This is a genomic window from candidate division KSB1 bacterium (assembly GCA_022566355.1).
GTDB lineage: Bacteria > Zhuqueibacterota > JdFR-76 > JdFR-76 > DREG01 > JADFJB01.
Map to the genome: position 1 here is coordinate 1 of JADFJB010000038.1, position 12,748 is coordinate 12,748.

Annotated in this window: 6 protein-coding genes; all 6 read right to left on the reverse strand. The window is 39.5% G+C overall.

The annotated features are described in order from the left end of the window. Positions 1-274 precede the first annotated feature (274 nt). Complete coding sequence (locus IIC38_08650) at positions 275-1,915, reverse strand: acetolactate synthase large subunit (protein ID MCH8126015.1); 1,641 nt, start codon at positions 1,913-1,915, stop codon at positions 275-277. A gap of 294 nt (positions 1,916-2,209) precedes the next feature. Then, positions 2,210-3,235: a trypsin-like peptidase domain-containing protein gene (locus tag IIC38_08655; GenBank protein MCH8126016.1), complete on the reverse strand. Its 1,026-nt coding sequence runs from the start codon at positions 3,233-3,235 to the stop codon at positions 2,210-2,212. Positions 3,236-3,922: 687 nt separating this feature from the next. Continuing rightward, positions 3,923-6,793, reverse strand: coding sequence for a hypothetical protein (locus IIC38_08660; GenBank protein ID MCH8126017.1), 2,871 nt, complete (start codon positions 6,791-6,793; stop codon positions 3,923-3,925). Positions 6,794-7,640: 847 nt separating this feature from the next. Then, a complete protein-coding gene (locus IIC38_08665) occupies positions 7,641-9,113 on the reverse strand; it encodes an FAD-dependent oxidoreductase (protein MCH8126018.1) in 1,473 nt (490 codons plus the stop codon). Positions 9,114-9,467: 354 nt separating this feature from the next. After that, positions 9,468-11,702: a carbohydrate binding family 9 domain-containing protein gene (locus tag IIC38_08670; GenBank protein ID MCH8126019.1), complete on the reverse strand. Its 2,235-nt coding sequence runs from the start codon at positions 11,700-11,702 to the stop codon at positions 9,468-9,470. Positions 11,703-11,798: 96 nt separating this feature from the next. Beyond that, complete coding sequence (locus IIC38_08675; GenBank protein MCH8126020.1) at positions 11,799-12,722, reverse strand: M55 family metallopeptidase; 924 nt, start codon at positions 12,720-12,722, stop codon at positions 11,799-11,801. Positions 12,723-12,748: the final 26 nt, after the last annotated feature.

Below are 12,748 nucleotides of genomic sequence, written 5' to 3' on the forward strand. Positions count from 1 at the left end.
TCAAATAAATTACAAAACTCAAATACCAAATACCAAAACCTTCGAACAAAAATTTGTGATTTGGAACTTAAATATTGGAATCCCTGAACGAGTCAGGGACAAGCTTATTTGTTATTTGAGATTTGGTTCATGTCAGTTTTTAAGACTTCATTTTCACTTTACGGTAAAAGTCCTTTGTGTATTCTTCCCTTCTCCTTTTCTCCCATTCTCCGATTCTGTTTTTCGCGTTTGCCGTCTCACGCGCCTGTCTTGAACGAAGACCATGGATCCTACATCAAATTTCCCTACTTCTCTCCTTAATCTCACGATTTAAAATTCGATCATTGTCAGAATAATCGACCTGGCAATCGATCACATGGACACCGGCAGTATTATGGCACTCCTCCATCATTGGCAATAGATCGGCAGCGCTTTCCACTCGATAACCCAGTGCGCCATAACTTTCGGCATATTTAACAAAATCCGGGTTGCCATAATCTAGGCCAAAGTTCTCGAATTTCATGGCGGCCTGCTTCCACTTAATCATTCCATAAGCATCATCGCGAAGAATTAGCACGACTAATTGCATCTTCAAGCGTACGGCAGTTTCCAGTTCCTGGGAATTCATCATAAAACCGCCATCGCCGCAAATAGCCATCACCCTGCGATCCGGATAAACGATTCGGGCTGCCATCGCGGAAGGCAATCCTGCGCCCATGGTTGCCAGGGCATTGTCCAACAAAACGGTATTCGGTTGATTCGCCTTGTAATTTCTCGCAAACCAGATTTTATACACACCGTTATCCAGGGTGATAATGCCATTTGCCGGCATCACTTTTCGAACATCAGCCACCAACCTCTGGGGATACATTGGAAAACGAGTATCATCTGCTCCTTCCAGCAAATGGGCTTCGATATGTTCCTTCACTTTGAAAAAATAAGAGAAGTCCCAGGAATCTTGTCTTTGTAATCGCTCATTTAATTGCCAAACACTGTTAGCAATATCACCGATTACTTCTACTTGCGGGAAATATACTGGATCGACAACAGCAGAGGAGAAGTTGATATGAATGACATTGAAGCCGCCCTGCTTCATGAAGAACGGCGGTTTTTCCACGACATCGTGACCGACATTTACAAGCAGGTCCGCATTTTCTATGGCCCTGTGCAGAAAGTCGAAATCAGAAAGAGCAGCATTACCAAGGAATAATGGATCGTGCTCATCAACCACCCCTTTTCCCATTTGTGTGGTGAAAAAAGGAATGCCGGTCTTTTGGATGAAAAGGGTTAACATCTTGCACGTTGTCTTGCGATTTGCCCCCGCTCCGATCAAAATCAGAGGATGTTTGGCTTGCTTGATCATTTCTACTGCGCGATTTATCGATTTAACTTCTGCAGTCGGTCGCCGTACCAAACTTTTTGGAATAATATCTACATTTGTGCTTTCTGAAGCAATATCTTCCGGTAATTCCAAATGAGCAGCACCCGGCCGCTCTTCTTCTGCCAATCGAAACGCTTCACGGACGCGGGATGGAATACTGTTACCGCTAACAATCTGCTGGGTATATTTCGTTAGCGGCCGCATCATATCGATTATGTCTACAATTTGGAAATGCCCTTGCTTACTGGATTTGATGGGTTTTTGTCCGGTGATCATCAACATGGGCATAGCGCCTAATTGCGCGTAAGCCGCTGCGGTTACCAGGTTTGTCGCGCCTGGCCCTAAAGTTGATAGACAAACACCGGCTTTGCCGGTAAGTCGACCATAAGTCGCGGCCATAAATCCTGCAGCTTGCTCATGGCGAGTTAGAATGAGTTTAATTGTTGAATCCCGCAATGAATTGAGCAAATCCAGGTTTTCCTCACCTGGTATGCCAAACACGTATTCAACACCCTCTTCTTCCAATGCTTTTACAAATAAATCTGATGCTTTCATTCAGAACTCCATATTAATTTGATCATCAGGTTTCCAATAATTTGATTTCATCCAGGGGGCGATTGATAGATCAGTGCGGATATTGACCAAATTGGTTTTGGCAAGATTCATTATTTTCATTCAAATCCTTATTGAACATTATTATTTCCTAGAGAGATCGTCACGTCGCTTCACTCCTCACGTTGACACTTTATCTCTTCTTTTAATTTTGGTTGCTATGTTTTAACCATTGGAATTTATAAATTAGAATTTGTTTAGTATTTAGAAATTCGAAATTCTTTTCCAACAAGATCCTTAATTATCCAATTCACCCGGGATTACAGTAACTGCTTGCTTTTTGCCTCGCCGTAAAATATCAAGAGTTGATTTTTTTTCGATGGTTTTTTCATCCAGCAATAAATGAAGATCATCGATTTTAGCAACAGGCAAATCGTTAAATCCAATAATCACATCGCCGGAACGAATTTCTGAATTATATGCCGGTCCATCTGCTTCCACATTTTGGACCAGTATACCGGAATTTGTCGATAATTTATTGTAATTAGTGACTCGAAGGGGAAGATTGATCGTCTGACCGGCTATACCAAGATGGCCTCTTTTCACATAGCCGACAGTAATCAGTTTACTGACAACATATTTTGCCGTACTGGCCGCCACCGCAAAACAAATTCCTTGAGCCGGTAAAATGATTGCGGTATTGATACCGACCACCATTCCATGAGTATCCACTAACGGGCCACCCGAATTACCGGGATTTAGAGCTGCGTCGGTTTGGATGACATTATCAATTAGCCTGCCATTACTCGATCGTAAAGACCGTCCTAAAGCGCTTACCACCCCAGCAGTTACGGTGTATTCAAATCCAAATGGATTGCCAATTGCGATCACTAATTGTCCAACCTGCAATCGATCCGAGTCGCCTAATTTGATATGCTTTAATTCGTAAGCATAGATACGGATCAATGCTAAATCGGTGGACGGATCGGTTCCGATTAGTTCCGCATCAAAGCTTCTACCATCCGGAAGATCCACTTCGATCTTAGCCGCTTCCATAACAACATGGCTGTTGGTGACAATAAATCCTTCCGGCGAAATAATAAAACCTGAGCCGGAGCCTGATTGTTGTTGACCAGGAGGGAATGTTCGTCTTTTTCTTTTGTTTTCTTTCCGAACTTTTATATGAACTACCGATGGACTCACTTTTTTAGACGCCGCAACGACTGCTTTGGAATAGGCATCTAATAAGTTAGTATCATCTAATTCCTCATTTAGATTGGAACGATTATCGACAATATCGTCAAATCCAATTTGCTTTAACATATGACCAACCCTTTACTTTATTGTTACTTCTGAGAATAATCTTATTATAGCTCTTTAAAAAGATTTAGTTTCAATTATGAGTTCATCCTAAAAAGGAGGGACACCGATTCCATCGCTCTCATATGTATTTGTTTTTATGTATCAATTTTTTTTAGAAAAGAGATTGAATCGGTTTTTAGAATAGACTCAATTATGTAACAGTGGGTAAGGATAACTAATTTCAAAAATAAAATCAAACTTTGATGAAAACAGGATTTTGAAAGGTTTGAGCTTTCGAGAATTTCCTGAACAGAATCCCTTAAAGTTGTATAGCAGTACTCGTATAAAATTTAACAATATTAATGAACGAAGTGATGTCATTCAGAATGAATCTATGTCACTATTCAGCCTCTAAAACTCAAAATCTCTAAGTTCATATTATAAATCTTTTAATGCCCTTTTTGTAATTGTTCGACTATTGGCATTTAATCCCAACAAAAGATGTAAAGTGATTATAGGTCAGTTAAACATAGACCAATAAATGATAAAAAATCTCATCAGTAGCTATAAGCAAACCAACAGCTAAAAGCCAACGGCTGAATAGTTACGAATCTATTTAAAAACAGCTTCTTCCTGAATAACGCATAAATCTCGTAAAAAAACGTACAAAATTGAACTCGAATGTTTAAATCCAAAAATATTTAACTTTTACCATTCCTTTTCAAGCTGATGCCATTCATGGCCTGGGGCAGGAGCGACCGGTACATCCTCTTCATCTTCTTGTGGTCTTTCCGGCCAGCCAACATGTAAGTCATTCCAATTTAGAATAGTATTGAATACGAAAGCATGGCTTCCGTGGGTCTCCCAACGCCAGAATGGATGATTGGCAAACAAAATCACATGACCTTTTCCAACCGGTACATCCACGATCGCCGGTTTTCCCGCAATCTCACTTTCACCGCGCAGCATGCCACTCATTAATATATTTTTCTTGGCAAAATTTAAGACAGGCTGCGGAACTTCACTATACCAGGCTTCATCCTTATACCAATCCGGCAAACGATAACTGCTTAGATCTTTTCTGATTTGAAAAACAGGCGATTGACTAAAATAAACAGCAACCGTATCAGGATAGCCATACATGATGGGACTTTTGAATTTGGTTGCGGTCGCCCTGAGCACAGTTCCTCGCGCAAGTAAATTTTTGGTTCTCTGGATACTGATCCGCCTGGTAATGCCCACATCAATGGGGAAGGACGATGTTGACGCTTCAGTAATGAAAACGCCGCCGTTATTGATAAATTCGCGAAGATTACTCACACCCTGGTCGCCCATGCCTTTACGGATATCGTCTGTTTCATCGATGATGCCAATATGTTTGTATTCCGGACTATTTTTCCACGGCAGCGGCTCTCCTACCATCGAATTCCCACTAACCAATACATTGGTTGAAGCTCTCGTATGCGGCATGATAATCACATTAAACTGGCTGAGATCCATTGCTCCCAAATCTTGCTCGGAAAGATAAGTGTAGGGAATTCCAATTTTTTCGAAAGCCAAACGCCACCAGCCGGCACTCTGCGGGGTAGAAACCCAGGTATGCACTAGTGCAATTTTTGCTACTTCCAACTCATGGGTTTTAACATCCGGCATTTTCGATACGCCGCGAACCACTAACCCGAGATTTTTGGCGGCTTCCTCAATTTGATCTGTTACATCCGCAGGATTATTTTCAGTTTTGATGATAATCGTACCGGAATTAAAATCATGTTTACCGGCTTTAAAAGGCTCTTCAGCAGCAAACATTTGAATATCTTTTAAGCTCAAACGAAAAACTGTTACATTATCATCCGTGGTATTGTTAACTAAAAAAATCTTCCGGCCTTTGTTCTCTACTTTACCTTTTACCTCGATGGGCTCATTCAGCATTGTCATTTTATTTGAAAGTATAATTTCGTCATCGACCCGGTGAGCTTCGACATGCCAGAGGTAAGGAAGTGTCCAGCCGGTATCGTCGTAGGGGGGTTTTGCATCTTTTGGGAAATTTTGCTTTCCGAGCAAGACCAATGCTAAGGTTCGATAAGGTTGATCCAGTCGAACTATATAGGATCCTTTTTCTGCAGTTTTTGGTTTTGCTTTCTCTTTGTTTTTTTGATCTTTATCGGTATTTTCTTTTTTCTTTTTCTTTTTCTTTTTTGCTTTCCATTCAAGTTTTTCATCGGCAACATGAATTTCTAATCCTTGTTGCCTTAACAAATTTACAAACTTTGCGGTGGCTAGAGGCCTACGTTGTGATTTTGGGATCACAAATGCATAAGGCGCTTCTTCTTTACCACGATTAACAGAATTTTTTGATTTCGTATAAAAGTTTTCCAGAAACCGTTGCTTGTTTTTAGCGACATAATTCAAAGCTACCAACACACCGCTTTGCATGTAATTTGTATTGTTTCGCAACGACCACATAGCTTTTTCTAAAGGCGGATTGGGTCTGTACCATTTTTTTGATGTCCTTCTGGATTGGAGTTTTCGTTCTTTGGTTTCCGGTATGGAATTACCAAAGGTTTCATAAAAGCGACCCGTGGCATTACGGATATTCGAAATCCACATGAGGTAATTTGCCGCCCAGCCAGTATAAAATCCATGGGTCCATACACCGGGCATACCTCGCCGAGTTAATTCAGTAACTTCTTCATGAGACAAGTTGTGCCATTCAGCAATGGTAATGGGATCTATATATTCGTTATAAGGGCCGGTTCCGGTTGAAACATAAAGGTACGGCACAGACTCATGGAGATCGTGAAAGATTTGCGGTTTCCAGTGCAGGTAAAATTTCAGGATATTTCTTGTAAGCGCCAATCCCAGGCCAAATCCATCGCGATTATTGTCATGAGCAACATAATGTCCCCAATACATCAACCCGGGGCCTACATCGTTATGGGCTTTGCGATAATTATAAATATCCACCATTCTATCTCGACCGTCTGGCTCTGCCACAGGAACAAACATCACGATCACATTTTCACGGATTGCATTGATCATCGGTGAGTCTTCTACGGCTAATCGATAGGCTAGCTCCATCAACATTTCCGGTGAGCCAGTTTCGGGAGAATGTAACCCGCCGGTAAAAAAATAGATGGGTTTCGCATTCGTGACGATCATCTTTGCTTGATCATCGGTAATTATGCGCGGATCGGCGAGTTGGTTTAAATAAGTTCGATAGGTCTCTAAATCAGCGATGGTCGATGCATCACCGATTATGACGTTGATCATATCGCGGTTTTCTTCTGTTTTGCCAATATTTTCAACAACTACCCGGTCTGATGCATTGGCAACTGCACGCAGGTATCCATAAATTTCATCGGTGTAGTGCAAAATACCCGGCGCCCCAATGATGCTGCCAAAATGTTGCAATGGTGAAGGCACAACATCTGATTGCGGCAGATGGTCAACCATTTCGTTTAAGAATTTCGCATCCGTTGTGAACTCCTTAATTTTAGCGGCATATTCCTCATCATTCTGGGCGAAGACAAAAGCAGGGAACAACAGGAATAGTATAAAACAAAATGTTATTCGACGCATCACAACCTCCATCATTAAATTAATTGAATTTCATTCGTTCCTTTGGGACTGTCCTAAAGTTTATGTTCAAAGTACCCAATGATAAATCGTTCGATTATTATCTCATTCTTCAACAAAATTTATTTGAGTACGAATTTCAGAAGGAATATATAAATAATTTTACTTAAATAAAACAGTAAACAGTAATAAACCAATATAATTATTCCTTTAGCAAACAATTCATGTGAAGGTAATTAACTTGAATAACTCAACACTAACAATACCAAACTCACTCACTTAGTGGTCTGTTTCATAAATTCGGTGACGTATGTTTAAACGGAGCTATAGGGCTGTAGTAATTTGTTTATCTCAATTACCCCTCCTAACCTCCCCTTATCAAGGGGAGGAATTTCCCCTCCTTGTCCTTGTAAAGGAGGGGGTAGGGGAGGTTTAATAATATTGATAAGTACAATTTTAATATGTTACAGTAATTATGTTTTTGTATACTTAGATTAAAAACAAAGAGTTATGATATTGTTTTATTTAAATCTTTTCGGCAAAAACTCTCAGCCATCCCAAAAAGAAAATGAATTAATGGAACCAATCTACATTCATAGAGTCGGAAGGGAATAATTATATTGTCGAGATATCTAATGGCAGTAATACATTGTTTGATTTTGATGACCAACCCAATGAAACTGATCCAATTAATTAACCTGGATAATTCATAAATAGGTCAGGTTAATTATGAATTTGAATTGAGGATATTAGATATATCATTATCAAAAATTCAATAACCTGATATTTTTATTTGAAGATTATTTTTCGATTATTTATTCTAACTTGAATTGACGAAAGATGGTCCAATTCAATCCTTTCCTAACAAAACAGCTATTTTTGCAAAAACAACTAAAGGAAAAAGGATTATCTTACCCAATACAAAAAGTATTCGTGGATAAACTTTCGGCTTTTGGATATTTATTTTTAAATCAATTCCTATATCTTCTCCTAGTTTTTTAGCTGCACTTAATCCTGAAATAACTGCGCCTTCCATGGACGTCATATCTATATGATTGCGACAATAAGCTCCAGCAAGGTATAAATTCTTTAGTTCGGTTGAAGCATATGGGCGATAGTGCCAAGAACCCACATCATTGGTTACAAGGGGTTCATTCACATGTGACTGATAAAATGTTTTTTCAATATCAGCATTTTCAAATGGTATGAACAATCTAAGCTCTTCTATGATTTCGGAAGTAGCCTTTCTGTCTGAAAGTGTTTTCAACTTACCTATTTCTGATGCAATTATGTTCAGTACTGTATTGTTGAGATTGTCCCAAATTTGTGAAACATCAATAAAAGTGATGCTATACTTGGAGTTAATTAGGTTTACATGATACTTGGGTATCCCATTAATTTTCCCCTTGAAATAGATATTTAATGCTGCCATTGGTTCGTTGCCTAAATTATTAATTTTAGCTAGTTGAGGCGCAGAAGTAAATACATCATCATCAATTAAGTTCGATATCTTTTCCGGTGGGATTGCAAGAATAAGCTTATCGACCTCAATTCTGTCTAATTTTTTGCTTTTCAAATTTCTAATACTAACGCTCTTTATTCGAGACCCATCAACATCAATTTTTTCTAAATCACTCGACAATACAATTTTACATCCTAGTTCTTTAAGTTTTTGAGAAAACGGTTGTATAAAAAACCTTTCCATATCTCCTTTTAATATTTTATGCATAGGTATACTATGTTTTACCCAAAAGCCCAACATAATTTTAGTTGTCATAGCAGATACTCTATAACTTGGGACCGAGATGAACTTTAGAAGCAAATCCTGATATTGAAGAGATATTCTTTCTGTACGGTAAAATCGCGAACGTATAAAACCATTAACACTCAGTTGATCTAGAAATGCTCTTCGTCTGTACGGTTGAGACAAAAGATCTGCAACTGAATAATAGTATAAAAACATTTCAGCCTTAGGAAGGGCTCCCGACATGATATTTTTTAATGCAAACTTGAAAGAAGTAAAATTTTGAATCTTTACTAAATTAGGAAATTCGCCTTTTTTTCTAATTTGATGGAAGCTATTTACATCAATAAAATTATCTTGAATTTCAAGTTCATTAATTATCTTAAATATGTTTACATACCATGTGGGGAATATATGAAAGCCATGATCTTCATAATTTTCGTCTTTTTTTTCAGCACCAGCTTTTCCACCAAGACGATAATTTGATTCAAATAATGATACTTTGAAACCTTGCATTAAAAGAGCTAGAGCGGCTGCCATTCCGCCAAGACCACCGCCTATTATTATTACTTCTTTCATTTTAAACTCAATGAATTCAAACTACTTCTAATATAATTTTGACGTTAAAAATTCAAAATAACTAAATTTAAGTGATACTATGAAATCAAATAATCCCTCATGATTGATAGATGAATGTAAAAGTGAAATAATTAAATTATGACTATCCAATCACATACTATTCATTTAGATCCTAATATAATATTTGAGTTTTGAATGTCAAGGTTTTTGAAAAATATTAATTATTATAATTATCATATAACATAACAATCCCGTTAAGGATGCTTGTTCATCTACCCCACTAATTTATTGCCGGGAGCCAAACCAATAAACGTAAAAGTCCCGTTAGGGACGAATGAGCGATTCCAATCGCCATCATCTAAACACATCGATCATCTGAGAATACTTTATGATAAACGCACGGTTTTGAACACTAAAATCAGAATTATCGTAATCACTGACTTCATTATATACAAGGAATAATCCGGTATTTGCTGTTTGTATCCAGGTGAATCTCAGATTCATTGAGAATTGTTCTGAGCGGCTGTTATATTGAAGCAGGCTCTGCAAGAATAATTTGGGAGTAAATGAGTAAGATATTCTACCCCGGATTAAATCGGTATTAAATTCCCCTCCGGGTAAATCAAAATTATTATGGCTCCAACTGATTTCCGTGTTGAAAGTCTCACCAACACGCCAGCGAAGAGTACTACTACTCGTGAATCGGGTTCCACCAAAAATTCCTCCTGCCGTGATTCGGGTGCTTAAACTTAAAGGCGCCCCACGATTGGTAAATGCAATAATCTGGGCCTCTTTATGGTGATATGAACCAACGGGAACGAAAACATTATCGCTAATCTCAAATTCTTCTGAAACTCCCTCAGTTGTGAAATTAAGACCCGAGTGGACTTCATAGCCATTCTTCCATTCCCAGTGATTATCAAAATGCAGATGACCGGTTTGCTGAAATCCGGAAAATCCCCAGAATCCTCGATAGGATATATGCGGCCGGACTTCATGCAGACCCATAAAATTCTTAGGACGATAAGTATGAAAAATTAAAAAATCGGGTTTACGAAATCCAGACCTTTGCAGGAATCCAACTTCAGGATTAAATTGGTCAGCTACCTCGGTATAATTTGCGATTAAGAACCATGCCTCTGATCGATATTGGGCTCCAAATTTAAATGCATACTCATCTCCCGACACTCCAGACGTCCAGGTTTTTGCAGCGAATCCGGATAGTTGCGTATAACGTCCAATTCCAAGCCGGCCGTCTACAGCAAGAGTTCGGTTATGATCATCATCAGGAGCTAGACTTCCGGTTCCAACACGATTCACAAAGATGCCTCCAATTGAAGTGCGGTTGGGAAACTCCCTGCTAATTCTTGCCACACCAAAGTTGTTGGCTTGAATGGAATCTCCAACGCTTTCAGTTTGCATGTTAAGGAAGCCCAATTTTGTTGATCCTACTTTCCCCGACAAGCGTGCACCTCCGGCAATGGGTACTGCTATCCCGCCTTCTCCAATTCCAATTCGTCTGCTAAAAAACAAGTCAACCTCACCCGGGCTGCCAACCGCAAACGTTCCGGCATTCTCAAGAAAAAAAGCCCTTTTCTCCGGAAAAAACAGGTTAAATCTATCGAGATTAATTTGCTGCTCATCAACCTCCACCTGGGCAAAGTCGGTATTGTAAGTCATATCTAAAGTTAGTCCCGGAGTTAAGCTATATTTCGCATCCACACCAAACTCATTGGCGGAATGTGCATCTGTGTTAATCGTATAGTCTTTATTGACTTGACCCAGTAAATAAGGCGTTACTTTAAGATTGGTCCTGCTGGGGATTTTAAGCCCCTCAAGAACTCCCGCCTCAGTTAGTTTATATAAATTATATTGCCGTGGCAGCCGAGTCCAAAAGGCTTGCTCTTTCCTTCGACGAATATTGCGTTGAAAATTAAGTCCCCAGATCTGTTCTTCTTTTTTCGGATATCTCAAAGTTCGAAAAGGAATAGCGAATTCGGCGCTCCAGCCAATATCGGAAATTTTAGCGCTAACTTCCCATGATCCATCCCAATTGATATTAAATCCGCCAATTGCACCGCGGCTTTGCCGGCCGCCGCCAAAACGTCCTCCTCCTTCATTAGTAACCTGGGCATCATATTCAATACCGGCAGGATTGGTGCCAAAAACAAATCCATTCTGATGATCATGGAATGTATCGAAAATAAGCTGAAAGCTGTCGGTTTCTTGTAGCGAAGCATCTCTACGGCTATCTGAAACGATGATTCTCTGCGGATCATCATCATAACAAACCACGCCAACGTATAGCACATCATTTGTGTAGATGATGCGAACTTCTGTCTTCTGAGTAGCTGGCTTGCCTTCATCTGGTGTAGTCTGCCAAAATTGGTTGATGGGTTCAGCTTGTTGCCAAATAGCTTCACTGAGAACTTCACCATCAATTAGAGGGGCTGAATTTGTCTTAACCGCTTTTGCAATTTTGTCATCCCGAACTCCGGACTTGCTATCGTCATTTGCAGTAACATGGGAAATAATAATAAGAAATTGAAGGGAATTTGAAACGAATAAAAATAGAAACCATTTCAACATTGATTTTGAATGATTTCTTATCCATTGTGTGAGAATTCCATCTCTAAATCGGGGAAGCAGAAAACTGCGCAAATTTTGTCTCCTTTTTTAGGTCATTCAGGGTTGAAGATTGGAATCATAACTAGTAATGAAAACTAAAAAGTTGGATACTTCAAGTATATTTTTACCAACGAAGCGAATTGTGTGTGAATCGATGCGCTCAACCAAACTTAAATAACCAAGGATCTCAACCGGTCGATAATGCTTAAATCCAACCTCCAATGTGATTGGTTTTTTGAGCACATAGGGTTTGAAATCACCCAGGCGAGAAAGCGCTGTTTTAACTTTCTCATAGATAAGCTTATAAGCTGCTGCCGGTGTAAGTGTATTTGCCGAATGAAAACCTAAACTCTTTTTCACTTCGGCCGCTTCTATATCACCAATAATCGAACGCGTTTCTTTTATGACCGCATCATCGCCAGAAATCATCACGACAGGAACACCAAAATGACCGGCGATTGCCGCATTAATGCCAGCTTCCGGCATATCGATGCCATTCAATGCCACGCGAGTCAATCTGGCGCTTGACATGGTATGGGCGCGAACGCCTTCCATATTGGTGGTGGAAGAATGATATCCGATAAAAATTGCCGCGTCAAATGTCTCGTCTATACCAGCCATCATGGATAATTTCCGCGACCAGGATCGGATGATCCGTATATCTTCCGGAAACTTATCGATGAGCAGATTTTCCCCATTGCCATGGGAATCGCTTACCAGAATCTCGGTCGCACCAGACTCCTTTGCAGCCTTGATGGCCGCCAGGGTTTCATTTGTCATAAACTCACGGAAGCGGGAATACTCGAATCCGCTTGGTCCAAGCTGATCTCCGGTAACACTGCCGACCGTACCTTCCATATCAACGGAAATATAGACTTTTAATTTTTTATTTTGTGAAAGTCCTGGTCCTGTAAAAATTAGGATTACAAAAAAAGTTATTAGCCATTTTATATTATTTGACAATCTAAACAGATTATTCATTCCTATTCTCCTTCTGTTAACTTTTC